At 65.4% G+C, this 24,689-nt stretch carries 19 protein-coding genes; 12 read left to right on the top strand and 7 right to left on the bottom strand.

The features are described 5' to 3' along the window. The first annotated feature begins 22 nt into the window (after window positions 1–22). The gene (hda, locus tag FHR73_RS10310) at window positions 23–727 is read left to right on the top strand and encodes a DnaA regulatory inactivator Hda (protein ID WP_064306685.1); all 705 of its coding nucleotides are present in this window, start codon (window positions 23–25) and stop codon (window positions 725–727) included. Window positions 728–745: 18 nt separating this feature from the next. Here hda and wrbA read toward each other — a convergent pair whose 3' ends face one another. Both wrbA and arsC read right to left on the bottom strand, forming a co-directional pair. After that, on the bottom strand, window positions 746–1,348 hold the full coding sequence (gene wrbA, locus FHR73_RS10305; RefSeq protein WP_183630917.1) for an NAD(P)H:quinone oxidoreductase: 603 nt from the start codon (window positions 1,346–1,348) through the stop codon (window positions 746–748). Continuing rightward, entirely contained in the window at window positions 1,345–1,698 is a 354-nt protein-coding gene (arsC, locus tag FHR73_RS10300; RefSeq protein WP_183630916.1) for an arsenate reductase (glutaredoxin), read from the bottom strand. The genes wrbA and arsC overlap by 4 nt, the downstream gene beginning before the upstream one ends. 91 nt (window positions 1,699–1,789) lie before the next feature. Between arsC and FHR73_RS10295 the strand changes: the two genes are divergently transcribed. Both FHR73_RS10295 and FHR73_RS10290 read left to right on the top strand, forming a co-directional pair. After that, window positions 1,790–3,040: a YihY family inner membrane protein gene (locus FHR73_RS10295; RefSeq protein WP_183630915.1), complete on the top strand. Its 1,251-nt coding sequence runs from the start codon at window positions 1,790–1,792 to the stop codon at window positions 3,038–3,040. Beyond that, the gene (locus tag FHR73_RS10290) at window positions 3,037–3,324 is read left to right on the top strand and encodes an acylphosphatase (protein ID WP_183630914.1); all 288 of its coding nucleotides are present in this window, start codon (window positions 3,037–3,039) and stop codon (window positions 3,322–3,324) included. The genes FHR73_RS10295 and FHR73_RS10290 overlap by 4 nt, the downstream gene beginning before the upstream one ends. 16 nt (window positions 3,325–3,340) lie before the next feature. Here the strand turns inward: FHR73_RS10290 and FHR73_RS10285 are convergent, their stop codons facing one another. Both FHR73_RS10285 and FHR73_RS10280 read right to left on the bottom strand, forming a co-directional pair. Further along, window positions 3,341–5,047, bottom strand: a complete 1,707-nt coding sequence (locus FHR73_RS10285; protein WP_183630913.1) for a proline--tRNA ligase — start codon at window positions 5,045–5,047, stop codon at window positions 3,341–3,343. 152 nt (window positions 5,048–5,199) lie between these two features. After that, entirely contained in the window at window positions 5,200–6,513 is a 1,314-nt protein-coding gene (locus FHR73_RS10280) for an OprD family porin (protein ID WP_183630912.1), read from the bottom strand. Window positions 6,514–6,881: 368 nt separating this feature from the next. Here FHR73_RS10280 and FHR73_RS10275 point away from each other — a divergent pair, with 368 nt between their 5' ends. The 3 genes from FHR73_RS10275 to FHR73_RS10265 all read left to right on the top strand — a co-directional run bounded on the left by FHR73_RS10275 (window position 6,882) and on the right by FHR73_RS10265 (window position 12,544). Further along, complete coding sequence (locus FHR73_RS10275) at window positions 6,882–7,298, top strand: HIT domain-containing protein (protein ID WP_183630911.1); 417 nt, start codon at window positions 6,882–6,884, stop codon at window positions 7,296–7,298. Then, window positions 7,295–7,504, top strand: a complete 210-nt coding sequence (locus tag FHR73_RS10270; RefSeq protein WP_183630910.1) for a SlyX family protein — start codon at window positions 7,295–7,297, stop codon at window positions 7,502–7,504. Before FHR73_RS10275 ends, FHR73_RS10270 begins: the two co-directional genes overlap by 4 nt. Before the next feature lie 192 nt (window positions 7,505–7,696). After that, complete coding sequence (locus tag FHR73_RS10265; RefSeq protein ID WP_183630909.1) at window positions 7,697–12,544, top strand: NAD-glutamate dehydrogenase; 4,848 nt, start codon at window positions 7,697–7,699, stop codon at window positions 12,542–12,544. Window positions 12,545–12,652: 108 nt separating this feature from the next. Here the strand turns inward: FHR73_RS10265 and FHR73_RS10260 are convergent, their stop codons facing one another. Then, the gene (locus tag FHR73_RS10260; protein WP_183630908.1) at window positions 12,653–13,678 is read right to left on the bottom strand and encodes an alpha/beta fold hydrolase; all 1,026 of its coding nucleotides are present in this window, start codon (window positions 13,676–13,678) and stop codon (window positions 12,653–12,655) included. Window positions 13,679–13,894: 216 nt separating this feature from the next. On the opposite strand from FHR73_RS10260, the gene FHR73_RS10255 reads away from it, so the two are divergent. The 4 genes from FHR73_RS10255 to FHR73_RS10240 all read left to right on the top strand — a co-directional run bounded on the left by FHR73_RS10255 (window position 13,895) and on the right by FHR73_RS10240 (window position 19,722). Beyond that, entirely contained in the window at window positions 13,895–16,144 is a 2,250-nt protein-coding gene (locus FHR73_RS10255) for an ATP-binding protein (protein WP_183630907.1), read from the top strand. An 8-nt stretch (window positions 16,145–16,152) separates the two neighbouring features. Beyond that, entirely contained in the window at window positions 16,153–16,614 is a 462-nt protein-coding gene (locus tag FHR73_RS10250) for a response regulator (protein ID WP_183630906.1), read from the top strand. Window positions 16,615–16,713: 99 nt separating this feature from the next. Further along, window positions 16,714–19,125 carry a response regulator gene (locus tag FHR73_RS10245; protein ID WP_183630905.1) on the top strand — a complete coding sequence of 804 codons (2,412 nt, stop codon included), beginning with the start codon at window positions 16,714–16,716 and terminating at the stop codon, window positions 19,123–19,125. A 27-nt stretch (window positions 19,126–19,152) separates the two neighbouring features. Then, window positions 19,153–19,722 (top strand): biliverdin-producing heme oxygenase, encoded by a 570-nt coding sequence (locus FHR73_RS10240; RefSeq protein WP_183630904.1) that lies wholly within the window; start codon window positions 19,153–19,155, stop codon window positions 19,720–19,722. Window positions 19,723–19,731: 9 nt separating this feature from the next. Here FHR73_RS10240 and FHR73_RS10235 read toward each other — a convergent pair whose 3' ends face one another. Continuing rightward, a complete protein-coding gene (locus tag FHR73_RS10235) occupies window positions 19,732–20,607 on the bottom strand; it encodes a hypothetical protein (RefSeq protein WP_183630903.1) in 876 nt (291 codons plus the stop codon). Between the two features lie 185 nt (window positions 20,608–20,792). Here FHR73_RS10235 and FHR73_RS10230 point away from each other — a divergent pair, with 185 nt between their 5' ends. Next, a complete protein-coding gene (locus FHR73_RS10230) occupies window positions 20,793–21,812 on the top strand; it encodes a quinone-dependent dihydroorotate dehydrogenase (RefSeq protein WP_183630902.1) in 1,020 nt (339 codons plus the stop codon). A gap of 118 nt (window positions 21,813–21,930) precedes the next feature. Here the strand turns inward: FHR73_RS10230 and rmf are convergent, their stop codons facing one another. Then, complete coding sequence (gene rmf, locus FHR73_RS10225) at window positions 21,931–22,146, bottom strand: ribosome modulation factor (RefSeq protein WP_059232223.1); 216 nt, start codon at window positions 22,144–22,146, stop codon at window positions 21,931–21,933. Between the two features lie 317 nt (window positions 22,147–22,463). Between rmf and rlmKL the strand changes: the two genes are divergently transcribed. Continuing rightward, entirely contained in the window at window positions 22,464–24,635 is a 2,172-nt protein-coding gene (gene rlmKL / locus FHR73_RS10220) for a bifunctional 23S rRNA (guanine(2069)-N(7))-methyltransferase RlmK/23S rRNA (guanine(2445)-N(2))-methyltransferase RlmL (protein ID WP_183630901.1), read from the top strand. Window positions 24,636–24,689 lie beyond the last annotated feature (54 nt).

The following is a 24,689-nucleotide window of genomic DNA, read 5'->3' as shown; positions in this document are numbered from 1 at the left end:
GCCAAGAGCCGTTCGAGCTGGCATGATGCCTTTACAGCTGCCCCTGGGCATTCGTCTGCGTGACGACGCCACCTTCGTCAATTACTACCCTGGCGCCAATGCCGCGGCGCTCGGCTATGTCGAGCGTCTCTGCGATGCGGACGCCGGCTGGACGGAAAGTCTGATCTATCTCTGGGGTGGCGCTGGCGCCGGTCGCAGCCATCTGATGCAGGCCGCCTGTCACCGTCTGGAGGAACTGGGCGAGCGCGCCATTTACCTGCCCATGGGCGAACTGGCCGATTACGGCGTCGAGCTGTTCGACAACCTCGAGCAGTGCGAACTGGTCTGCCTCGATGATCTCGACGCCCTGGCCGGTCAGCGACGCTGGGAAGAGGCGCTCTTCCACCTGTTCAATCGCCTGCGCGATGCCGGCAAGCGGCTGCTGATCTCCAGTACCGCCGCGCCGCGGCAATTGCCGGTGCAACTGGCCGACCTCAAGTCGCGCCTGACCCTGGCACTGGTCTTCCAGTTGCGCCCGCTGTCCGACGAAGACAAGCTGCGCGCCCTGCAGCTGCGTGCCTCCCGCCGCGGCCTGCACCTGACCGACGAGGTCGGCCGCTTCATCCTCTCGCGCAACACCCGCAGCATGGACGCCCTGTTCGACATGCTCGAACGCCTGGATCAGGCGTCGCTGCAGGCGCGACGCAAGCTCACCATTCCCTTCGTCAAGGAAATCATGGGCTGGTAGCCGCGTCGGCTACCGCTACTACTGCTTCTGCAAGCGACCCGCCAGGGTCGCCAGGCGCTTGCCCAGGGCCCGGCACAGCGCCGTCTCCTGATCGTCCAGCGCGCGCTTGCCATCCGCTCCGGCGAAATGACTCGGCCCATAGGGTGTACCGCCCCCCTTGGTTTCCAGCAGGGCGCTCTCGCTGTAGGGCAGGCCGGTGATGAGCATGCCGTGGTGCAGCAGCGGCAGGGCCATGGACAGCAGGGTGCTCTCCTGACCACCGTGCAGACTGGCGGTGGAGGTGAAGACGCCGGCGGGCTTGTCCACCAGGGCCCCGGTCAGCCAGAGGCTATTGGTGCCGTCGAGAAAGTACTTCATGGCGGCGGCCATGTTGCCGTAGCGCGTCGGACTGCCCAGAGCCAGGGCCGCGCAATCGCGCAGGTCATCGAGTGTCGCGTAGACCGCGCCCTGCTCGGGCACCGCCGGGGCGACGGCGGCGCATTCGGCGGATACCGCCGGCACTGTGCGCAGGCGTGCGGCCATGCCGCCCATTTCCACCCCGCGGGCGACCTGCCGGGCCATCTCGGCGGTGGCGCCATGGCGGCTGTAGTAGAGCACCAGCACGTAGGCTTCGGCGGTCATTGCAGGATCTCCAGGACACGCTCGGGGGGACGACCGACGACGGCGCGTTCGCCGCACACGGCGATGGGTCTTTCGATCAGCTTGGGATGGGCGGCCATGGCCGCGATCAGGGCGTCTTCGTCCAGCGTCGGATCGGCCAGGTTCAACTCGCGATAGGCCTCCTCGCCGGTGCGCAGCAACTGGCGCGCCTCCAGGCCCAGCTTGGCGAGCAGCTCGCGCAAGGCGCTGGCATCCGGCGGCGTCTCCAGGTAGGGCACCACGGATACGGCTAGCTCGCGGCTTTGCAGCAGCGCAAGCGCCGCGCGCGATTTCGAACAGCGCGGGTTGTGATAGAGGACGATTTCACTCATGGGCAGATCCATAGAAGGTAAGATGCCCATTGTAGCGGGTTGGCGAGGACTGCCGCGCCAGCCCTTGACCGTGCCTTTCGAGGAACCGCCAATGCCGGCCCGCTTGCGTGAACTGCTGTCCTTCGTTCGCTATCTCGCCGACCGCTTCATCGAGGATCGCGCGCCCAACAACGCCGCGGCCCTGACCTACACCACGCTGTTCGCCGTGGTCCCGGTGATGACCGTGACCTTCGCCATGCTCTCGGCGATTCCTGCCTTCCAGGGTACGGAAGTGCAGATCCAGGCCTTCATCTTCCGCAATTTCGTGCCCTCCACCGGGGCGACCCTGGAAGAGTACCTGCGCAACTTCATCGAGCAGGCCCGCCATCTGACCTGGCTGGGCGTGGGCCTGCTGGCGGTGACGTCCTTCTTCATGCTGGTGACGGTGGAAAAGACCTTCAATGACATCTGGCGCGTGCGCATTCCGCGGCGCGGGGTCTCCAGCTTCCTGCTCTACTGGGCGGTGCTCAGCCTGGGGCCCCTGCTGCTGGGCGCCGGTTTCGCCATGAGCACCTACCTGGCCTCGGTGGCCCTGGTGTTCGGCTCCTACGGCATGTCCGGCGCCCAAGCGCTGCTCAAGGTCACGCCGCTGCTGTTCAGCATCGCCGCCTTCACCCTGATGTACGCGGCCGTGCCCAATACCCGGGTCCCGCTGCGCCACGCACTGATCGGCGGAGCCCTGACCGGCGTGCTGTTCGAGGCGGCCAAGAGCCTGTTCGGCCTCTATGTCTTCTATTTCCCCGGCTACCAACTGATCTATGGCGCCTTCGCCACGGTGCCGCTGTTCCTGGTCTGGATCTATGTCTGCTGGCTGATCGTGCTGCTGGGCGCGGAGGTGGTCTGCAGCCTGTCCACCACCCATCACTGGCGCCGCGCGCCCCTGCCGGCCTTCTTCATCCTGCTCGCCGTGCTGCGGGCCTTCCTGGAGCGCCAGCAGAGCGGCTCCAGCCTGCACCTGGGGCGACTGCACCAGGCCGGCTGGAAGCTGCCGGAGCATGAATGGCACGCGGTGCTGGCTTTCCTGCAACAGGAACGCCTGGTGTGCCAGAACGACAGTGGCCATTGGGTGCTCTGCCGCGACCTGCATGGCTATGCGCTCCTGGATCTGCTGGATCGCGCGCCCTGGGCACCGCCTGCGCCGGATTGCTGGCCGCCCGCCGAACGTTTTCCCGGTGACTGGTATCCGCAGTTGCAGGAGGCCTTCGCACAGCTGCAGGCACAACGTCATGACCTGCTCGCCGGAAGCGTGGCCCAGTGGCTCAAGGTCGCGCCGGCGCTGGAAGAAAGGAGCGCCCCGCGATGACGAAAAGCGCGGCGTATCGTGGCCTGATCAGTGGCCGCGTACAGGGCGTCTACTACCGCGAGAGCACGCGGCAGGAGGCGCAGCGACTGGGCGTCACCGGCTGGGTGCGGAATCTGGCGGATGGCCGGGTGGAGTGCCACCTGGAAGGTTCGGTCGAAGCCCTGGCCCGGCTGGAGCTCTGGCTCTGGCAGGGACCGGCAGCGGCCGAGGTGACCGGGGTGGAGCTGGAGGAGGTGGCCTGCGCAGGCCTGACCGAGTTCCAGGTCAGGCGCACGGACGCCTGACCTGGAGCGGTAGCCCTCAGCGGGCCTTGAGGAAGCCGACGATTTCGGCCAGGGCGATGTTCTGGCTGTCGCTATCGGTACGGCCCTTGTATTCGACCAGGCCTTCATTGAGACCGCGCTCACCCACCACCAGGCGATGGGGGATACCGATCAGCTCCATGTCGGCGAACTTCACACCGGGGCTGGTCTTCTTGTCACGGTCGTCCAGCAGCACGTCGAAGCCGGCGGCCTTCAGCTCGGCATAGAGGCGATCGGTCGCCTCCTTCACCGCGGCGTTCTCGTACTTCATCGGCACCAGGGCGATCTGGAAGGGTGCCAGGGCAGCCGGCCAGCGGATGCCACGCTCGTCGTGATTCTGCTCGATGGCGGCGGCGACCACGCGGGACACCCCGATACCGTAGCAGCCCATGGTGAGAAGGGTAGGCTTGCCTTCCTCGCCCAGGACCGACAGCTTCATCGCCTCGCTGTACTTGGTGCCTAGCTGGAAGATGTGGCCCACTTCGATGCCGCGCTTGATCACCAGGGTGCCCTGGCCATCGGGGCTCGGATCGCCGGCCACCACGTTGCGCAGGTCGGCGACCTGGGGCAGCGGCAGATCACGCTCCCAGTTCACGCCGAAATAGTGCTTGTCTTCCTGATTGGCGCCGATGCCGAAGTCGCTCATCAGGGCCACCGAGCGATCGACGATGCAGGGAATCGACAGATTCATCGGGCCAAGGGAGCCGGGGCTGGCGCCGATGGCCGCACGGATTTCCGGTTCGGTGGCGAACACCAGAGGGCTGGCGACTTCCGGCAGGTTGGCCGCCTTGATCTCGTTGAGTTCGTGATCGCCACGCACCACCAAGGCGACCAGGGTGCCTTCCTCGGCGCCACGCACGACCAGGGTCTTCACGGTCTTCTCGATGGCCAGACCGAATTTCTCCACCAGATCGGCGATGGTCTTGGTGTCGGGGGTATCGACCAGGCGCAACTCTTCGCTGGCGGCGCCGCGCGCGGTTTCCCGCGGCAGGGCCTCGGCCTTCTCGATGTTGGCGGCGTAGTCGGAGCTGTCGCTGAAGGCGATGTCGTCTTCACCGGAGCCGGCCAGCACATGGAATTCGTGGGAACCGCTGCCACCGATGGAACCGTTGTCGGCCTGCACCGGACGGAAATTCAGGCCCAGGCGGCTGAAGACGTTGCAGTACGCCTGGTACATGGCGTCGTAGGTTTGCTGCAGCGACGCCTGGTTCAGGTGGAAGGAGTAGGCATCCTTCATGACGAATTCGCGGCCGCGCATCAGACCGAAGCGCGGGCGGATCTCGTCACGGAACTTGGTCTGGATCTGGTACAGGTTGATCGGCAGCTGCTTGTAGCTGTTCAACTCGTTGCGCATCAGGTCGGTGATGACTTCCTCGTGGGTCGGACCCACGCAGAAATCGCGCTGATGACGGTCCTTCAGGCGCAGCAGCTCGGGGCCGTACTGTTCCCAGCGACCGGATTCCTGCCACAGCTCGGCGGGCTGGATCGCCGGCATCAGCACCTCCAGGGCGCCGGTGGCGTTCATTTCCTCACGGACCACGGCTTCCACCTTGCGCAGCACGCGCAGGCCCAGCGGCAGCCAGGTATAGAGACCTGAGGCCAGCTTGCGGATCATGCCGGCACGCAGCAGCAGCTGGTGGCTGATCACCACGGCATCGGAAGGGGTTTCTTTGAGGGTGGACAGCAGGAACTGGCTGGTACGCATGGCTAGGCGGTCTGTCGGCATCGAGACGGGACCGGCATTGTACGGCGGGGTGGGGCAGGGCGTACAGGGACGCGGGTGGCGCCGACCGGAGGCCGGAAAAGAACAGCCCGGCGAATGCCGGGCTGCTGGATCGTGCGAGACGCTGGCCTCTATTAGAGGATGTTCAGCGGGTACTCGGTGATCAGGCGGAACTCGTTGACGGTGCCGCCGGTGCTGGCGTCGCCACGGTGCCAGGCTTGGCGGACGCGGAAGGACAGGTCCTTGGCCGGGCCGCTTTGCAGGACGTACTTGGCTTCGACGTTGGTCTCGCGCTCTTTGTCGCCATCCTGGTACAGGCCAGCGTAGGCGGTGCCGCCTTTGGGAGCGTCGATGTCGTGACCGTAGATGTAACGGGCCATGAAGCTCAGGCCGGGTACGCCCAGGGTCGCCATGTTCAGGTCGTAGCGCGCCTGCCAGGACTTCTCGCCGGAGGCGTTGAAGTCGGAGTACTGGATGGAGTTGGCCAGGAAGATACTGTCGCCACCGTTGCCGGTATTGGCGCCCCTGCCACCCACGCCGACGTAGTCGAACGGCGCATCGCTACTTACGCCCTGGTAGGCCAGGGTGAAGGTGTGGGCATCGATGCTGTAGGCGGCGGCCAGCGAGTAGGCGTTGTTGCTGAAGTCGCCCAGCTTGGCGCTGCCGGTGTCCTTGGTGTGGTAGTAGTTGAAGTCAAAGGTCAGCGCCTGATTGGCACTCAGCGGCTGCACGAAGTTGACGTTGGCGTAGTACTGGTTCCACAGATCTTCCAGACGGCCGTAGTACAGCGACGCATTCAGCTGATCGTTGATCTTGTACTTGCCACCTACGTAATCGCCGGAGCTGGAAGTAATGCCGGAAGCGTACGTCGAGCCCAGGTTGCCATCGTGGTAGGTGTTGGTACGGTCACGCGCAGCGGTGATGTGGCCGGCTTCCAGGAACAGATTCTCGATCTCTTCGCTGGTCAGCATGAAGCCGGTAGCGGTCTGCGGGAACAGGCGGCTGCCACCCACGGCGAAGACCGGGGAGGTGGGCTGCACGTTGCCGTACTTCAGGACGGTGTTGGAGACGCGCAGTTTGACGGCGGCGCCAGCAGTGGAGTACTCGTCCTTGTTGCGACCGTCGCTGTCGATCTGCAGGTTGCCGGAACCGACGTGGCCGCGGCCACCGTCCAGTTTCAGACCCAGGTAGCCAAAGGCGTCCACACCGACACCCACGGTGCCCTGAGTGAAGCCCGATGCGTAGTTCATCAGGAAGCCATGGCTCCAATCTTTACGATCGTTGGCGCCGTTCTTGAGATCCCGGTTGAAGTAGTAGTTGCGGTTCAACAGGGTCAGCTTGCTGTCTTCGACAAAGCCCTTGGATTCGGACTGCTGGTCGGCGAAAGCCAGTTGAGTGGTCCCTGCGGCTACTGCCAGGGCGAGAATGCTCCACTTCATCGCTTGCATCAGAAATGCTCCTTTGGGTTGAAAGTCAGCCATCGTGTCAGCCGTGGCTGTTTGTTCTAATGGCGGCACATATAGCACCTCTCTCGGAGGGGCGATAGGCTTCATCAAAATTTTGCGTGTGATGAGCGGATTAACCAGAACTCTTAAGAAAGCTCTTTAAGAGTTCCCGTCCGATCGTCGTACCCGGATCGTGATAGCAAAAAGCGTGCACAAATCCTCAAACACCGAGCCCGCCTGTCTATCGCCAGGCCACTCCCCAGGTGACGGGCAGTTTCGGGAGGGTTGGTTGCACCTTTGTGACACCAAAGGTTTCACGTTCCCCAAGCCGTGCACACTTTTAGTGCTGACTGGTGTTAGCAGGAGATGAGATGTTCCAAATAGATCCACGACTGGCCGGCGATTCCCTGGAAGTGGCGTCCTTGACGCTGTGCCAGGTGTTGCTGCTGAACGATCGCCGCTATGACTGGCTGGTGCTGGTGCCCCGTCGGGAAAGTGTTACCGAGGTCCTCGACCTGTCACCCCGGGACCAGGCACAACTGTGGCGAGAGGTGACACTTGTTGCCCAGGTGTTGCGTAACGCTCACCCTGACTGCAAATTGAACATCGGCGCCCTAGGTAACGTCGTCCGGCAATTGCACCTGCATGTCCTGCTGCGGCAGGAGGGTGATCCGGCCTGGCCCGGTCCGGTATGGGGACACTCGCCACGCGAGCCCTATGTCGCCGAAGCCGGCCATGCCGCTGCCGAGCGCTGGCGGGTGCAGCTCGAACAGGAGGCACAGGCATGACCCTCGAAGAACGTATCGCCGACCTGGAGATGCGCCAGGCTTTCCAGGACGACACCATCCAGACCCTGAACGACATCATCGTCGAGCAGCAGCGGACCCTGGATCGCTGCGCGGCGCAGATCCGCATGCTGGCCGAACGCCAGGCGGAGTTGCAGAGCACAGGCGGTGGCGGCATGCCGGACGAAGCCCCGCCGCCGCACTATTGAGATCCGTTCCGCAGCTGAATCTTGTTGTCGCCCTGACGTACGTGCGCAGGCGGCTTTGCCGGCTACTCTAGCGGCACTGCATCCTTGCACTTTTTTGGTGCAGTCCGGCCTCGTCCCTCGTGGAACTCGCTCCGGGAGAGGCCTGTCCTCTGCGGAGCGAAGCCCACAGCACCTTCAGGACGGAGTACGGTTATGGCGTTTTTCACCGCTGCCAGCCAAGCGGATTTCCAACAACAACTCAAGAATGCCCTCGCGGCCCATGTCGAAGGGGACACCCTCGAACAACTGGATCGCTTCACCGCCCAGTTCTTCGGCATCGTCCCGCTGGAAGAACTCACCCAGCGTCGGCTGTCCGATCTGGTCGGCTGCGTGCTGTCGGCCTGGCGCCTGCTGGATGTCTTCGATCCGGCCGAGCCGCGGGTGCAGGTCTTCAATCCGGACTACGAACGACACGGCTGGCAATCGAGCCACACCGTGGTCGAGGTGCTCCACGCCGACTCTCCCTTCCTGGTGGATTCGGTGCGGATGGAGCTCAACCGCCAGGGCTATAGCGTCCATACCTTGCAGAACAGTGTCCTCAGCGTGCGCCGGGACGCCCAGGGTCGCCTGCTCGAGTTGCTGCCCAAGGGCCAGCAGGGCGAGGGGGTCACCCGCGAAGCCCTGATGTTCCTCGAGATCGACCGCTGTGCGGCCGCCACCGAGTTGCGCACCCTCGAAGCTGCGCTGCAGGAGATCCTCGGCGAGGTCCGGCTGACCGTCGGTGACTACGCCGCCATGAAGGCCAAGGTCGCCGACCTGCTGACCTGGCTGGATCGACGTCCGGCCGGCGTGGAGGAGGGTGAACTGGCCGAGGTGAAGGCCTTCCTCGACTGGCTCCGCGACGACAGGTTCACCTTCCTCGGCTATGAGGAATTCACCGTCGAAGGCGACGGCGAGACCGCGGTGCAACGCTATGTGCCCGACTCCCTGCTTGGCCTGTCGCGCCGCCTGCGCGGTCGCCCCGAGACCGCCGAGATCACGTTGTCCGGTGAGCCGCTGCGTTATCTGCGCGAACCGGTGCTGCTGTCCTTCGCCAAGGCGGCCGACCCGAGCCGGGTGCATCGCCCGGCCTATCCCGATTTTGTTTCCCTGCGCGAAGTGGACGCCAGCGGCCGGGTGGTGCGCGAGCACCGCTTCATGGGCCTCTATACCTCCAGCGTCTACAACGACAGCGTGCGCGAGATTCCCTATATCCGCCGCAAGGTCGACGAGGTGCGCCGGCGCGCCGACTTCGACAGCAGCGCCCACCTGGGCAAGGAACTGGCCCAGGTCCTCGAAGGCCTGCCGCGCGACGATCTGTTCCAGACCCCGGTGGACGATCTGTTCAGCACGGCCATGGCCATCGTGCAGATCCAGGAGCGCAGCAAGGTCCGCGTCTTCCTGCGCCGCGATCCCTATGGCCAGTTCTTCTATTGCCTGGCCTATGTACCGCGCGACATCTATTCCACCGAAGTGCGCCAGCGCATGCAGCAGATCCTCATGGATCGCCTGCATGGCACCGACTGCGAATTCTGGACCTTCTTCTCCGAATCCGTGCTGGCGCGGGTGCAGTTCATCCTGCGCGTCGATCCGCTGCAGCCGCAGGACGTCGATCCGGCGCGCCTGGAGCAGGAGATGGTGCAGGCCTGCCGCAGCTGGAAGGACGACTTCGCCAGCCTGATGGTGGACAGCTTCGGCGAAGCCCAGGGCACCTCCATCCTGGCCGACTATCCGCTGGGCTTCCCGGCCGGCTACCGTGAGCGCTTCGCCCCGCATCTGGCCGTGGTGGACATGCGTCACCTGCTGGCCCTGAAGGACGATCGCCGTCTGGCCATGGGCTTCTACCAGCCGCTGACCCAGACCGGCGACAACATCTTGCACTGCAAGCTCTACCACGCCGACACGCCCCTGGCGCTGTCGGACGTCCTGCCGATCCTGGAAAATCTCGGTCTGCGCGTGCTCGGCGAATTCCCCTATGAGCTGCGCCATCGCAATGGCCGCCGCTACTGGATCCACGATTTCGCCTTCACCACCGTGGCCGGCCTGGAGCTGGATCTGCAGCAACTCAACGACACCTTCCAGGACGCCTTCGTCCAGGTGGTGGACGGCCAGGCGGAAAACGACAGCTTCAACCGCCTGGTACTGACCGCCGGGCTGCCCTGGCGGGACGTCGCGGTGCTGCGCGCCTATGCGCGCTATCTCAAGCAGATCCGCATCGGCTTCGACATCGGCTACATCGCCGCCACCCTCAATGCCCACGTCGACATCGCCCGCGAACTGGTGCGGCTGTTCCGCATGAAGTTCTACCTGGCGCGGCGCATGACCAGCGAGGACCTGGACGACAAGCAGCAGCGTCTGGAGCAGGCCATCCTCAGCGCCCTCGACGACGTGGCGGTGCTCAACGAAGACCGCATCCTGCGGCGCTACCTGGACCTGATCAAGGCGACCCTGAGAACCAACGTGTTCCAGACCGACGCCGCCGGCAAGCCCAAGGCCTACTTCAGCTTCAAGCTCGACCCCAAGGCCATTCCCGAGCTGCCACGCCCGGTGCCGCGCTACGAGATCTTCGTCTACAGCCCGCGCGTGGAAGGGGTGCACCTGAGATTCGGCAACGTCGCCCGCGGCGGCCTGCGCTGGTCGGATCGCGAGGAAGACTACCGCACCGAGGTGCTGGGCCTGGTCAAGGCGCAGCAGGTCAAGAACTCAGTGATCGTCCCCGTGGGCGCCAAGGGCGGCTTCGTGCCGCGGCGTCTGCCGACCGGAGGCTCCCGCGACGACATCCAGGCCGAGGCCATCGCCTGCTACCGCATCTTCATCAGCGGTCTGCTGGACATCACCGACAACCTCAAGGAGGGTGAAGTGGTCCCGCCGGCTGCCGTGGTGCGCTACGACGGCGACGACCCCTATCTGGTGGTGGCCGCCGACAAGGGCACCGCGACCTTCTCCGACATCGCCAACGGCATCGCCCAGGACTACGGTTTCTGGCTCGACGATGCCTTCGCCTCCGGTGGTTCGGCAGGCTATGACCACAAGAAGATGGGCATCACCTCGCGGGGCGCCTGGGTCAGCGTGCAGCGCCACTTCCGCGAGCGTGGCATCGACGTCCAGACCGATCCGGTCACCGTGGTGGGCATCGGCGACATGGCCGGCGACGTCTTCGGCAACGGTCTGCTGCGTTCGCGCAGCCTGGAGCTAGTGGCGGCCTTCAACCACCTGCACATCTTTATCGATCCCAATCCGGACGCCGAGCGCAGCTATGTCGAGCGCGAGCGGCTATTCAATCTGCCGCGCTCCAGCTGGACTGACTACGATGCCAGCCTGATCTCCCAGGGCGGTGGCATCTTCCCGCGCAGCGCCAAGCGTATCGCCATCAGCCCCGAGATGAAGGCGCGCTTCGAGCTGCAGGCCGATCACCTGACGCCCAACGAACTGATCAACGCCCTGCTCAAGGCCCCGGTGGACCTGATCTGGAACGGCGGCATCGGTACCTACGTCAAGGCCAGCTTCGAAAGCCACGCCGACATCGGCGACAAGGCCAACGACGCCCTGCGCGTGGACGGCTGCGACCTGCGCGCCAAGGTGATCGGCGAGGGTGGCAACCTGGGCATGAGTCAGCTGGCGCGGGTGGAATTCGGCCTGCACGGCGGCGCCTGTAACACCGACTTCATCGACAACGCCGGCGGCGTGGACTGCTCCGACCACGAGGTCAACATCAAGATCCTCCTGGGTGACGTGGTCTCCGCTGGCGACATGACCGTCAAGCAGCGCAACACGCTGATGGGCGAGATGACCGACGAGGTCGGCGAACTGGTGGTCGCCAACAACTACATGCAGACCGGTGCCCTGTCCCTGGCGGAATACCGCGCACGGACCCACCTGGCCGAATACCAGCGGCTGATCGTGGATCTCGAGGGACGCGGCAAGCTGGATCGCACCCTCGAATTCCTGCCCAGCGACGAGGTGCTCGCCGAGCGCGCCGCCAAGGAGCAGGGGCTGACCCGGGCCGAGCTGTCGGTATTGATCTCCTACAGCAAGATCGACCTCAAGGAGCAGTTGCTGGCCTCTTCGGTGCCGGACGACGACTACCTCGCCCGGGACATGCAGGGTGCCTTCCCGCAGCGCCTGACCGAACAGTTCCCCGAGGCCATGGCGCGCCATCGCCTCAAGCGCGAGATCGTCGCCAACCAGATCGCCAATGACCTGATCAACCACATGGGCATCACCTTCGTGCAGCGCCTGTGCGAATCCACCGGCATGAGCGCGGCCGATGTCGCCCGCGCCTATGTGGTGATGCGCGATGTGCTGCACCTGCCGCACTGGTGGCGTCAGGTGGAGGCCCTGGATCATCAGGTGCCGGCCGAATTGCAGTTGCGCCTGATGAGCGAGCTGATGCGCCTGGGGCGGCGGGCGACCCGCTGGTTCCTGCGCAGCCATCGCAGTGGCCTGGACGCGGGTGCCGTGGCGGCCTTCTTCGGGCCGCGCATCGCTGCGCTGGGCGTACGGCTGGACGAGCTGCTGCAGGGCGAGCCACGCCAGGACTGGGAAGAGCGCTTCCGCGCCTACACCGAGGCAGGCGTGCCTGAACTGCTGGCGCGGGTCGTCGCCGGGACCAACCACATCTATACCCTGTTGCCGGTGATCCAGGCCGCAGAGGTCACCGCCCAGGATCCGCTGGAAGTGGCGGCCACCTGGTTCGCCGCGGGTGATGTGCTGGATCTGGCCTGGTATCAGCAGCAGCTCAACCAGTTGCCGGTCGCCAATGCCTGGCAGGCCCTGGCACGCGAGGCCTTCCGCGACGAGGTGGATGTGCAGCAGCGCACCATCACCGTGGCCATGCTCAATCTGAGCGAGGCGCCGAGCGATCCGGAAGCACGGCTGTCGCTGTGGCTGGAGCGTCACCGGGCGGCGGTGGAGCGCTGGCGCGGTCTGCTGGTGGATCTGCGCAATGCCAGCGGTCAGGACTATGCGATGTACAGCGTCGCCAGTCGTGAACTGGCGGATCTGGCCAGCAGCAGCGTCTGAGGCGACGGGCATTCGCGAGTGGTCATCGCGGATGCCCTGATCCGATGAAACGACAGCGAAGGCGGCGTACCCCTGGGTACGCCGCCTTTTTTTTGCGCCTGGATCAGCTCAAGGTTTCGGCTGGGTCGCGGGAGCTTCGAGGGCGCTCAGCCCTTGCAGCAGCGCCTGGTGAAAGCGTTCCGGCGCCTGCATCTGCGGCGCGTGGCCCAGGTCCGCGAATTCCACCAGGGTCGCCTGGGGAATGCGCTGCGCCGCTGCCCTGCCGAGTTCGGGATAGTGCCCCAGCTGCGCCTTGAGCGCGGCGGGCGCCGCATCCTTGCCAATGGCGGTGGTGTCGCGCTGGCCGATCAGCAGCAGGGTGGGCATGCGGAGCCGGTCGAATTCGTAGACCACCGGCTGGCTGTAGATCATGTCGTAGATCAGGGCGGAGTTCCACGCCACCCGTTCCTTGCCCGGTCCTTCGTTGAGACCCGCGAGCATGTCCACCCAGCGATCATAGGCGGGAGACCACTGGCCGGCGTAATAGGTGCTGCGCTCGTAGTCGCGGATGGCGGCGGCCGAGGTCTTGAGCTCCCGGGCATACCACTGGTCGACGCTGCGATAGGGCACGCCTAACGCCTTCCAGTCTTCCAGGCCGATGGGATTGACCAGTACCAGATGTTCGGTGGCTTCGGGATAGAGCAGGGCATAGCGGGTCGCCAGCATGCCGCCGGTCGAATGACCGATCAGCGTCGCCCGGGCGATGCCCAGGTGGTCGAGCAGGGCGCGGGTGTTGGCGGCCAGTTGCTGGAAGCTGTATTGATAGTGCGCCGGTTTGCTCGATTTGCAGAAACCGATCTGGTCCGGGGCCACTATCCGATAGCCGGCAGCGCTCAGCACCTGGATGCTGTGCGCCCAGGTACCGGCGCAGAAGTTCTTGCCGTGCAGCAGGACCAGGGTCCGGCCGTTCGGTTTTCCGCTCGGCGCGACGTCGAGATAGGCCATTTCCAGAGGCTGGCGCTGGGAGTCGAAGCTGAAGGTCTTGACCGGGTAGTCGTAGGCGAAGCCTTCGAGACGTTCGCCATAGACGGTCGCCGCCTGGCTGAGCGGACTCAGCAGCAGGGCGGCCAGGGGGAGGGCGAGGCGCAGGGACATGGGCAGGATCCTGGGGCTAAACCAGCTCCGACCGGACGTCGGCGGAGAAGATTCCGGGTCGCCCGCTCGAGCACTGTCGCCCTTGCTGCCGGTGTCCGGGCTGCGCGCCGTTTCGCTTCGCCTCCCGCCCCGGGTCTGATAGTCTGGATGACCTTTGTTTCCGTTTTGGCGCACCGCTTTCCCTGCGCTTCTTCCCGATCACACGAGGTTCCCGGTTTGGCGCTCGAGTCACCTTCCAAGACGCAGCCCGACGCTCTGGCCGATTGTGCCAACGAGCCGATCCACATTCCCGGCAGTATCCAGGAACATGGCTTCCTGTTCGCCGTGGAAGAACCGGATCTGCGCATCGTCCAGGCCAGTGCCAACGTGCGGGAGTACCTAGGCGTCGCCGTGGAGGAGGTGCTGGGTCGCACGCTCGGCGAATTGCTGCCGGAGCAGAATCTGCCCGCCATGCTCGGGGCCCTGACCCAGGAAGAGCAGAATCCCATCTATCAGGGTGACGTGACGCTGGGGCCGCAGCAGCAGACCTTCGCGCTGTTCATGCACCGCTTCGGCGGGGTGCTGATCGTCGAATTCGAGGCGCCGGTGGACAGTCGGCTTGGCCTCAATACCCTCTATCCCATGGTGCGGGTGTTCATCGAGCAACTGCACCAGGCCGAAACCGTGGATGCCATCGCCAAGCTCGCGGTGCGCGAAGCCAAGCGCATCTCCGGCTTCGACCACACCATGATCTATCGCTTCGACGAGGATGGTCACGGACAGGTGCTGGCCGAGGAGTGCGACCCCGGCGTACCGAGCTATCTGGGACTAAGATTTCCCGCCTCGGACATCCCGGCCCAGGCCCGTCTCCTGTACCTGGCCAACCGCATCCGGGTGATCGGCAATGCCTATTACCAGCCGTCGCCGCTGCAGCCGCAGACCAATCCGCTGACCGGCCAGCCGCTCGACCTCAGCTTCGCGCAACTGCGCAGCGTGTCGCCGGTGCACCTGCAGTACATGAGAAACATGGGCACCCTGGCCTCCATGTCGGTTTCCATCGTGGTTGGCGGGCGCCTCTGGGGTCTGGTGCTCTGTCACGACCGCCAGCCGCAGCGGGTATCCTTCCAGACGCGGACCGCCTGCGAACTGTTCGGTCGGGTGCTGTCGCTGCAGATCGATGCTGCCGAGACCCACGCGGAATCCGATCGTCGGCTGGCGCTGCGTCAAGCCATGGTGCAGATGCTCTCGACCATGGCCGACCGCGACAGCGTCTGCCAGGGGCTGCTGGAACTGCCCCAGGTCTATCTGGATTTCGCCCGGGCCCAGGGCGCTGCCATCATCTCCTCCGACGGCACCGAACTGATCGGCCAGGCGCCGCCCCGCGAAGTGGTGGACAGCCTGGTCGAATGGCTGTCGGTCAACGTCAAGGATCACTACGTCACCGACAACCTGGCCAAGGACATCGCCGAGCTGCCGCAGCTGGCCCAGTATGCGGCCGGGGTGCTTGCCGTACCCATTTCCGAATTGCATTCCCACTATCTGATCTGGTTCCGCAGCGAACTGGTCCAGGTGGTCAACTGGGCCGGACGGCCAGCCAAGCAGGAAGGCAGCGACGGACGCCTGTCGCCCCGGCAGAGTTTCGTGCTCTGGCAGGAGACGGTCCGCGGACTGTCGCTACCCTGGTCGCCGCTCGAGCTGGAAAGCGCCATCGAATTGCGCAATGCGGTGCGCGGGATCGTCCTGCGCAAGGCCGAGGAGATGGCCGAGCTGGCCGAGGAGCTGCAACGCAGCAACAAGGAGCTGGCGGCCTTTTCCTACAGCGTGTCCCACGACCTGCGCGCGCCGCTGCGCCACATCGCCGGCTATGCCGAGCTGCTGGGCGACATCGAGGGTGGCAAGCTGTCGGACCGGGGTCGGCGCTTCCTGGAAAACATCGGGTCGTCGGCACGCTTCGCCGGCAGCCTGGTCGACAACCTGCTGAGCTTCTCGCAGATGGGACGGGCGGCGATCCGCTATTCCGACGTCAATCTCACCGCCCTGGTGGAAGCCATTCGCGAAGAGATGGCGCCGGACTACGCCGAGCGGCAGGTGGAGTGGCACATCGGCCCCCTGCCTGTCGTCATCGCCGATGCTGCCTTCGTCCATCTCGCCTTGCGCAATCTGCTGGCCAATGCCATCAAATACAGTCGCTACGAAGAACCGGCGGTGATCGAGATCGGCACCTTGCCGAGCGATTCCGAAGACATCATCTTTGTCCGGGACAACGGCGTCGGTTTCAACATGGACTACGTGGGCAAGCTGTTCGGCGTCTTCCAGCGCCTGCACCATGCCGACGAATTCGAAGGGGTCGGCATCGGTCTGGCCAGTGTCCGACGCATCATCGAGCGCCATGACGGCCGCGTCTGGGCCGAGGGTGCCATCGGCGAGGGCGCGACCTTCTATTTCGCCCTTCCCAAACAACGACCGTCGCCGGTACACAAAAGGTAGTTCTGTTCATGCTCAAACCCATTGTGCTGGTCGAAGACAATCCGCACGATCTGGAGCTCACCCTGGTGGCTCTGGAGCGCAGCCAGCTGGCCAACGATGTCGTGGTGCTGCGCGACGGCGCCGAGGCGGTCAGTTACCTGCTGCGCCGCGAGCCCTATGCCGATCGCGAACCGGGCAACCCCGCCGTGATGCTGCTGGATCTCAAGCTGCCCAAGGTCGATGGCCTCGAGGTGCTGGAGCTGGTGCGCAAGACCCCGGAGCTGTGCAGCATCCCGGTGGTTATGCTGACGTCGTCCCGGGAAGAACCCGATCTGGAAAAGGCCTACGAGCTGGGCGTGAACGCCTACGTGGTCAAGCCGGTCGAGTTTCGCGATTTCGTCGCTGCGATCAGCGACCTCGGCGTATTCTGGGCCGTGCTCAACGAGCCGCCGCCCGGATCGCGTCGCGTCACCAGGCGCACTGGCCGCTAACGAGTGAAGATCAGTGCATCCTTATCCAGTCATCCGCGACCGGCAGACATGCGCTATCCGGCTCCCCTGAGCGAACAGATCCAAGGCCGACGTCCGTTTATGCCTCTCTCGAAACAGATCAAGATCCTCCTGGTAGAGGACAGCAAGCTCGATGCCGAGCTGATCCTGATCGAGCTGGAAAGGCACGGCTTCGAGCTGCAATCCAAGATCGTCTATGAACGTACCGGTCTGACCCTGGCGCTGAGCCAGCAGACCTACGACATCATCCTCTCCGACATCATCCTGCCGGGCTTCTCCGGTGCCGAAGCCCTGCGCGTCGCGCGGGCGCTGACGCCGGAAACCCCTTTCATCTTCGTTTCGGGCATCTTCGGTGAAGTGCACGCGGTGGAGATGATGCGCCTGGGCGCCAACGACTATGTGCTCAAGCAGAGCATGGAGCTCTTGGCCAAGGCGGTCGAGCGGGCGCTGCTGGTGGTGCACGAGCGCCGCGAGCGGCGCCGCGCCGAAGAGGCCCTGCACAGCCTGGAAGTCAGATCCCGCCTGGCCATGGACGCCTCCCGGCTGGGCATGTGGGAGTATCTGCCGGCCAGCCGGACCCTGGTCTGGGACGAGCGCTGCAAGGCCATGTTCGGCCTGCCGGCCGATGCGGTGGTCGATCTCGAGGTGTTCGCCCGCCTGTGCGGCAGCGATGGCCTCGAACGCTTTCTCGACACGGTCCGCCAGGCGGGCGCCGACGAGCGCGACGACGACTACCGCAGCGAATACCGCATCCGCCTCGACAATGGCGCCCAGCGCTGGGTCGAGACCCGCGGCCAGCCGTTTTTCGATGCCGGCGTCTGCACCCGCTTCCTGGGCGTGATGCTCGACATCACCCAGCAGCGCGACGCCGCGGAAAAGCTCGAACGACTCAACGTCAGTCTCGGCGAGCGCGTCGAGGAGCGTACCCGGGAGCGCGACCGGACCTGGGATCTGACCCGCGATCTGCTGCTGGTGTGCAAACCCGACGGCACCCTGGTCGCGCTCAACCCGGCTTGGGAAGAAAATCTGGGCTGGTCACGAGTGGAGCTGCTCGACTCCTCGCTGCTGGCGCTGGTGCATTCCGACGAGCGTTTCATCACCGACAACGAACTCAAGCAACTGGCCACCGGGGCGACCAGTCAGCGCTTCGTCAATCGTATCCGCCACCGTGACGGCAGCTATCGCTGGATTTCCTGGACGGCGGTGCCGGATGCCGGCATGACCTATTGCTCCGGACGGGACATCTCCTCGGAGGTCCTGGCGATGGAGGAGCTGGCCGCGGCGAACCGCCAGTTGCGCGAGCAGATCGACGAGCGCGAGCGGGTGGAAGACACCCTGCAGCAGATGCAGCGCCTGGAGGCCGTGGGTCAGCTCACCGCTGGCGTGGCCCATGACTTCAACAACCTGCTCACCGTGGTGCTCAGCAGCGCCAGCTTCCTCGAGCGGGATCTGACGCGCCTCGAAGCGAGCGACAAGACTCAGGGGCGGGTGCAGAACATCCGCGAAGCGGGCGAGCGGGGCGCTAAGCTCACCGCCCAGCTACTGGCCTTCTCCCGCCGGCAGCGGCTGGCGCCCAAGCCGGTCAAGCTCAACGAAACCGTCGAAGGCATGCTCGAACTGCTGCGCAGCACCATGGGGGGCAGCGTCTGGATCGAGACCCACCTGCGCGCCGATTGCTGGCACGCCCTGGTCGACCCGACCCAGATCGAACTCATCATCCTCAATCTGGCGATCAATGCCCGGGATGCCATGGCGGTCGGCGGCACCCTGCGGCTGAGCACTTCCAACCAGACCATCAGCGAGCCGCCCCAGCGCCCGGAAGAGCCGGAGCCGGGCGAGTACGTGCTGCTGGCGGTGCAGGACTCCGGCACCGGCATGAGCGAAGAGGTGCTGGCCAAGGCCTTCGAACCCTTCTTCACCACCAAGGAGGTGGGCAAGGGCTCCGGTCTGGGCCTGGCCCAGGTGTTCGGCTTCGCCAAGCAGTCCGGGGGTGGCGTGCGCATCGAGACGCAGATGGGCAGCGGCACCACGGTGCTGGTCTATCTGCCGCGTACCGACGCGGAAGATGCGGTGGATCCGATCGGATTGCCGACCCCGGGGCGTGACGAGCAGGCCGCCGAGCGACGCATCCTGCTGGTCGACGATGACCATGCGGTGCGCAACGTGACCGCCGCTCTGCTGGCGGATCTCGGCTACCAGGTGGTGGAGGCCAGCAATGGCTTCGCCGCCCTGAGCGCCCTGGAGCGCGATCCGCAGATCGATCTGCTGCTGGCCGATTTCGCCATGCCCGGCATGAACGGTGCCGAGCTGGCCCGCCAGGTGCGCAAGCGCCTGCCGCGGTTGCCGGTGGTCTTCATCACCGGCTACGCCGAACTGGGCGAACTCGATCCCGAACAGTCATTCATTGTGCCCAAGCCCTTTCGCGAGGCGGATCTGGCCGCACGGCTGCAGGCCGCCCTGCGCGGCGAGAAGCCCCAGCCTTCACCACTTTGAAGGCCGCCGTCACTACGAGGTATTTGCGTGTCCACCATCCGTGAAATGTTGCGCGCCGAGGGCGGTGCCCTGCACCAGCAGGTCGATGCCACCTTTGGCCGCTATGCGTTGCAGACGCGGCCCCATTACACCGCCTTTCTCCAGGCCCATGCCCAGGCGCTGATCGGCCTCGAGGAGTTGCTGGAGCGCTCTGGCATCCAGCGCCTGTTGCCGGACTGGGCGGAGCGTCGCCGTCGCTCGGTGCTGGCGGAGGATCTGCAGCGTCTGGCCGCCGACAGGCCTGAGCCCGTCGTCCTCGAGCGCCTGCTCGACGAAGGCGAATGCTGGGGCGTGGCCTATGTGCTGGAGGGTTCCCGCCTGGGCTCGCGCCTGCTGGATCGTCATGCCGGCGAGAGTCCGGACGAAGCGGTGCGCGAGGCCCGGGCCTATCTGGGGCATGTGCCGCCCACCGGTGCCTGGCCGGGATTCCTGCAGCGCCTGGACGAGGCGGGCAGCGATGCGCGACTGCACCCGGCGATGCTGGCCGGCCAGCGCCTGGCCTTCGAGGTTTTCCTGGCGGCGGGGCAGCGTCACGCGCCTGAGGTTGCCGCCAGCTAGGAAGGTTGCCTAGAACGCCTGCAGATAGCCGATCACCTCGGCGGCGCCCAGGCGTTCGAGAATCTCGGCGAGGACCCGGGTGCTCGCCACCTCGTTGGGTAGCAACAACCACTCCAGATCCTGGCCCGGCGCGGGCAGCGGCAGGCGGGCATAGTCGAGCTTCAGCCCCAGCAGCACCTGGACGAAGTCCGGGTGATTCCAGACCGCGTTGGGCAGGGCATAGACCGCGAAAGCCTCCTGCAGCCGGTTGATGGCCGCCTGATCCAGGCTCAGGCACTGGATCTGCGCCGGCACTTCCACGGCGACGCCGCGGATGCGGGCGTAGGCGATGATGCTGGCAAAGGCGAGGGTGGTGGCCGCCTCGTTTTCCAAAAATAGCCGCGTACCCCGCCAGCTGGCCTGGCGCAGGCGCAAGGGCTGCTCCGCAGAGAGATTTGGCAGGGTGCGATAGAGCGCCGCCTGGAAATCCCGATAGCCGATGATCCGGACCTGCTCGCGAGCGGCGGGCAAGGCGGCCAGCTCTTCCAGCTGCACCGCCGAGTCGGTGGCGTCGTCGCCCAGCCGCTGGCAGAGGCCTTCGATGGCGCGCAGGTCCAGGGCGGCAACCTGCTGGGTATCGGCGATCACCAACTGGCTGAGCAGGGCATGGGCGCGGCTCTTGATTTCCTGGGTCGGGCCGGATAGCGCGGCGCGTGGCAGGCCGAGCAGCAGATGCAGTGGATGGCCTTCATCCCACCAAAGACGGGCGTTGGGCGCGGGCAGGGGGACGAAGGCGTCGGCCAGGCGCTCCAGGCACCGCTCAATACGACGGCTGGCGAGCGAGGGATGCAGATGCAAGGCCAGTGAAGACCAGGGGCTGCCCAGGAGGTTGGCACTGTTGCTCATGAGGTCTCCGGGGCGGATAGGAACTGCACGACCGATTCTAGCGTGGGACAGACCGCGTTATCGTCAAATGATTCCTGAAAGGTAGGATCTTTTGTGCGAGTGACCGTTCCAGTCCGGAGCGAGCGACGTATGGCGGGTGGCAAGCCTGTATAATGCGCGCTTTCCGAATTGCCTGTGAGTCCGCCATGTACGACGCGCTCCGTCCTCTGCTTTTCAAAATGTCTCCCGAAGGATCGCACGATCTGGCGTTGGACCTGATCGGTGCCGCGGGGCGTCTGGGCCTGACTGGCCTCGGTCGGCGGCCGGGCCGGCTGCCGGTCCAGGTCATGGGCCTGGAGTTTCCCAATCCGGTGGGCCTGGCCGCCGGACTCGACAAGAATGGCGCCGCCATCGACGGCTTCGCCGGCCTGGGCTTCGGCTTCATCGAGATCGGTACCGTGACGCCACGGCCGCAGCCGGGCAATCCCAAGCCGCGGCTGTTCCGCCTGGAGCAGGCCGACGCCATCATCAACCGCATGGGTTTCAACAATGCGGGCGTGGATGCGCTGATCGAGCGGGTCAAGGCCGCGCGCTTCCAGGGCGTACTGGGGATCAACATCGGCAAGAACGCCAGTACCCCGGTGGAGCGGGCGGTGGACGACTACCTGATCGGCCTGGACCGGGTCTATGCCCATGCCAGCTACATCACGGTGAACGTCAGCTCGCCCAACACGCCCGGCCTGCGCAGCTTGCAATTCGGCGATGCGCTCAAGAGCCTGCTGGAAGCCCTGCGCCAGCGTCAGGAAGACCTCGCGGTCCAGCACGGCCGGCGGGTGCCCATCGCCATCAAGATCGCCCCGGACCTGACCGATGAAGAGATCGTGCTGACCGCCCAGGCGATCCGCGATGCCGGGATGGACGCCATCATCGCCACCAACACCACCCTGGGCCGGGAAGGGGTGGAGAATCTGCCCTATGCCGCCGAGGCCGGTGGCCTGTCGGGGGCTCCGGTGCGGGAGAAGAGCACCCATGTGGTACGGGTGCTGGCCGGTGAGCTGGGTGGCCGGCTGCCGATCATCGCGGCGGGTGGCATCCTGTCCGGGGAAGACGCGGCGGAAAAGATCGCGGCGGGCGCCAGTCTGGTGCAGCTCTACAGCGGCTTCATCTATCGCGGACCGGCGTTGATCCGGGAAGCCGTGGATGCGATTGCCGCGGCGCGCCCCTGAGGGAGAGGGGGCTCGCTGGGAGCCCCCGTGGGACCGGGTCCCTGATCCCGGAAGAGGATCTGACTGGAAAGAAACCAGAACGCTGTGGAAGCCCTAGGCTTCCGCTAGTGAAATCGAATTAGCCTGCGGCTTGAAGTTGATTCATGCGTTGAAGACCGGCGGTGCCTACGTAGCCGTCCCATTGGTCGCTACGGCCCTCACGCCAGCCATTGAGCCAGGCCTGCCGGACGGCGTCCTGGGTGAAGGGGCAGAGGTCTCGCGATTTGCCCACGATGCCGTGCTGATAACCACGCTGGAAAGCTCGTTCCATTGGATCACGCTTGAGTCTTCTCATAGGGTAGTGCCCTCGTAGGTTGACTTGCAGATTGTCCATGGCCCGTTGCAGGCCTGGATGCCAGAGCCGGCGTCCTGACATCCGCCCCGCACCTTAGCGCTGCGGGTGGTCAATTACTAACCAAAGGGGCTCTGGCTGGGAACGACCTTTTAGCTATAAGCCGTAATCAAATCGAAATGAAATGGCGATAAACCGCCGCTGGAATGCCGTCACTGCGGCTTGTTGAGACGCAGTCAAACCTTCTCGCGAGGAGCTGTCCTTAGCGGTCAATCCGACCAAAGGCAGAAAGTTCCTTGCGCTAACCTATGGATTCAACGATGTCCGCGATGCAACAACTCATCCTCACCTGTCCCAAGGGGCTCGAGACCCTGCTGCTGGAAGAGGCCCAGGGCCTCGGCCTGCAGGAAGCCCGCAGCCAGACCGCGGCGGTGCGCGGCGAGGCGAGTCTCGCGGACGCCTACCGCCTGTGCCTCTGGTCGCGCCTGGCCAACCGGGTGCTGCTGGTGCTGGCGCGTTTCCCGGTGGAAGACCCCCAGGGGCTGTACCTGGGCGTGCACGGCGTGGAATGGGAAGAGCACCTGGCCCCCGACGGGACCCTGGCGGTGGGTTTCAGCGGCCAGGGCGCCGGCATCGACAACACCCATTTCGGTGCCCTCAAGGTCAAGGACGCCATCGTCGACCGCCTGCGCGAGCGCACCGGGCAGCGGCCCACGGTCGACAAGATCGCCCCGGACCTGCGCGTCCACCTGCACCTTGAGCGTGGCCAGGCCATCCTGTCGCTGGATCTTTCCGGTCAGAGTCTGCACCAGCGCGGCTATCGCCTGCAGCAGGGCGCCGCGCCGCTCAAGGAAAACCTGGCGGCTGCCGTGCTGATCCGCGCCGGCTGGCCGGCCCTGGCGGCGGCCGGTGGCGCCCTGGCCGATCCCATGTGCGGGGTGGGTACCTTTCTGGTCGAGGCCGGGCTGATGGCGGCGGACATCGCCCCCAACCTGCGCCGCGAGCGCTGGGGCTTCTCCGCCTGGCTGGGCCACGTGCCCGCGCTCTGGCAGCAGCTGCACCAGGAGGCCGAGGCGCGAGCCGCCGCCGGTCTGGCCAGCACACCGGCCTGGATCCGCGGCTACGAAGCCGATCCGCGACTGATCCAGCCGGCGCGCAACAATATCGAGCGGGCCGGGCTGTCCGAGTGGATCAAGGTCTACCAGGGCGAGGTCGCGAGCTTCGAGCCGCGTCCGGACAAGGGCCAGACCGGCCTGGTGATCTGCAACCCGCCCTATGGCGAGCGCCTGGGTGACGAAGCCAGCCTGCTGTACCTCTACCAGAATCTCGGCGAGCGGTTGCGCCAGGCCTGCCTCGGCTGGCGCGCGGGGGTCTTTACCGGCGCGCCCGAACTGGGCAAGCGCATGGGCATCCGCAGTCACAAGCAATACGCCTTCTGGAACGGCGCCTTGCCCTGCAAGCTGCTGATGTTCGAGGTCGAGACACGGCAGTTCGTCACCGGCAGCCGCAACGGCGAGCGTTCGACTTCCGACCAGGCGGCAGAGCCGGCCAAGCTCAGCGAGGGCGGGCAGATGTTCGCCAATCGCCTGCAGAAGAATCTCAAGCAGCTCGGCAAGTGGGCGCGCAACCAGGGCGTGCAGTGCTATCGCCTCTATGACGCCGACATGCCCGAGTACGCGGTGGCGGTGGATCTCTATGGCGATCGCGTGCACGTGCAGGAATACGCGCCGCCGCGCTCCATCGATCCGGAGAAGGCCCAGGCGCGTCTGCTCGATGCCCTGGCGGCCATTCCCCAGGCGTTGAACATCGATCCGTCACTGGTGGTGGTCAAGCGCCGCGAGCGACAGAGTGGCACCAAGCAGTACGAACGCCAGGCCGCCCAGGGTGAATTCCTGCAGGTGGAAGAAGCGGGCGCCAAGCTGCTGGTCAACCTCACCGACTACCTGGATACCGGTCTGTTCCTCGATCACCGTCCGCTGCGCCTGCGGCTGCGCCAGGAAGCCCAGGGCAAGCGCTTCCTCAACCTGTTCTGCTACACCGGTGCCGCCACGGTGCAGGCTGCGGTAGGCGGGGCGCGCAGCACCACCAGCGTCGACCTCTCGCGCACCTACCTGGACTGGGCCCGGCGTAACCTGGCCCTCAACGGCTTCTCCGAGCGCCATCGCCTGGAGCAGGGAGATGTGCTGCATTGGCTGGAGAACGATCGCGGTGAATACGATCTGATCTTCGTCGATCCGCCGACCTTCTCCAATTCCAAGCGCCTCGAAGGGGTGTTCGACGTCCAGCGCGATCACGTCGCCCTGATCGACTCGGCGATGGCCCACCTGAGTCGCAACGGCGTGCTGTACTTCTCCAACAACTTCCGCAAGTTCGAACTGGACGCAGGCCTTGGCGAGCGCTATCGCGTCGAGGAAATTAGTGCCAGCACCCTGGATCCGGATTTCGCGCGCAATCCCAAGATCCATCGCGCCTGGCGTTTCAGCCTGCAATGAGGTCGGCCGCCTGAACTGCCGCTGAACGGGTTGGGCATCGAACCGTTCAGCCTG

Origin of the sequence: Pseudomonas sp. AS2.8, from assembly GCF_014190935.1 — a bacterium.
Lineage (GTDB): Bacteria > Pseudomonadota > Gammaproteobacteria > Pseudomonadales > Pseudomonadaceae > Chryseomonas.
This window is presented reverse-complemented; position numbering and strand designations above follow the sequence as displayed.

Excerpts from the sequence above, each read along its gene's own strand:
- FHR73_RS10260 (WP_183630908.1), bottom strand. The coding sequence starts at position 13,678 with ATGTCCCTGCGCCTCGCCCTCCCCCTGGCCGCCCTGCTGCTGAGTCCG.
- hda (WP_064306685.1), top strand. The coding sequence starts at position 23 with ATGATGCCTTTACAGCTGCCCCTGGGCATTCGTCTGCGTGACGACGCC.
- FHR73_RS10290 (WP_183630914.1), top strand. The coding sequence starts at position 3,037 with ATGACGAAAAGCGCGGCGTATCGTGGCCTGATCAGTGGCCGCGTACAG.
- rlmKL (WP_183630901.1), top strand. The coding sequence starts at position 22,464 with ATGTCCGCGATGCAACAACTCATCCTCACCTGTCCCAAGGGGCTCGAG.
- rmf (WP_059232223.1), bottom strand. The coding sequence starts at position 22,146 with ATGAGAAGACTCAAGCGTGATCCAATGGAACGAGCTTTCCAGCGTGGT.
- arsC (WP_183630916.1), bottom strand. The coding sequence starts at position 1,698 with ATGAGTGAAATCGTCCTCTATCACAACCCGCGCTGTTCGAAATCGCGC.
- FHR73_RS10295 (WP_183630915.1), top strand. The coding sequence starts at position 1,790 with ATGCCGGCCCGCTTGCGTGAACTGCTGTCCTTCGTTCGCTATCTCGCC.
- FHR73_RS10285 (WP_183630913.1), bottom strand. The coding sequence starts at position 5,047 with ATGCGTACCAGCCAGTTCCTGCTGTCCACCCTCAAAGAAACCCCTTCC.
- FHR73_RS10250 (WP_183630906.1), top strand. The coding sequence starts at position 16,153 with ATGCTCAAACCCATTGTGCTGGTCGAAGACAATCCGCACGATCTGGAG.
- FHR73_RS10275 (WP_183630911.1), top strand. The coding sequence starts at position 6,882 with ATGTTCCAAATAGATCCACGACTGGCCGGCGATTCCCTGGAAGTGGCG.
- FHR73_RS10245 (WP_183630905.1), top strand. The coding sequence starts at position 16,714 with ATGCCTCTCTCGAAACAGATCAAGATCCTCCTGGTAGAGGACAGCAAG.
- wrbA (WP_183630917.1), bottom strand. The coding sequence starts at position 1,348 with ATGACCGCCGAAGCCTACGTGCTGGTGCTCTACTACAGCCGCCATGGC.
- FHR73_RS10270 (WP_183630910.1), top strand. The coding sequence starts at position 7,295 with ATGACCCTCGAAGAACGTATCGCCGACCTGGAGATGCGCCAGGCTTTC.
- FHR73_RS10265 (WP_183630909.1), top strand. The coding sequence starts at position 7,697 with ATGGCGTTTTTCACCGCTGCCAGCCAAGCGGATTTCCAACAACAACTC.
- FHR73_RS10235 (WP_183630903.1), bottom strand. The coding sequence starts at position 20,607 with ATGAGCAACAGTGCCAACCTCCTGGGCAGCCCCTGGTCTTCACTGGCC.
- FHR73_RS10230 (WP_183630902.1), top strand. The coding sequence starts at position 20,793 with ATGTACGACGCGCTCCGTCCTCTGCTTTTCAAAATGTCTCCCGAAGGA.
- FHR73_RS10280 (WP_183630912.1), bottom strand. The coding sequence starts at position 6,513 with ATGCAAGCGATGAAGTGGAGCATTCTCGCCCTGGCAGTAGCCGCAGGG.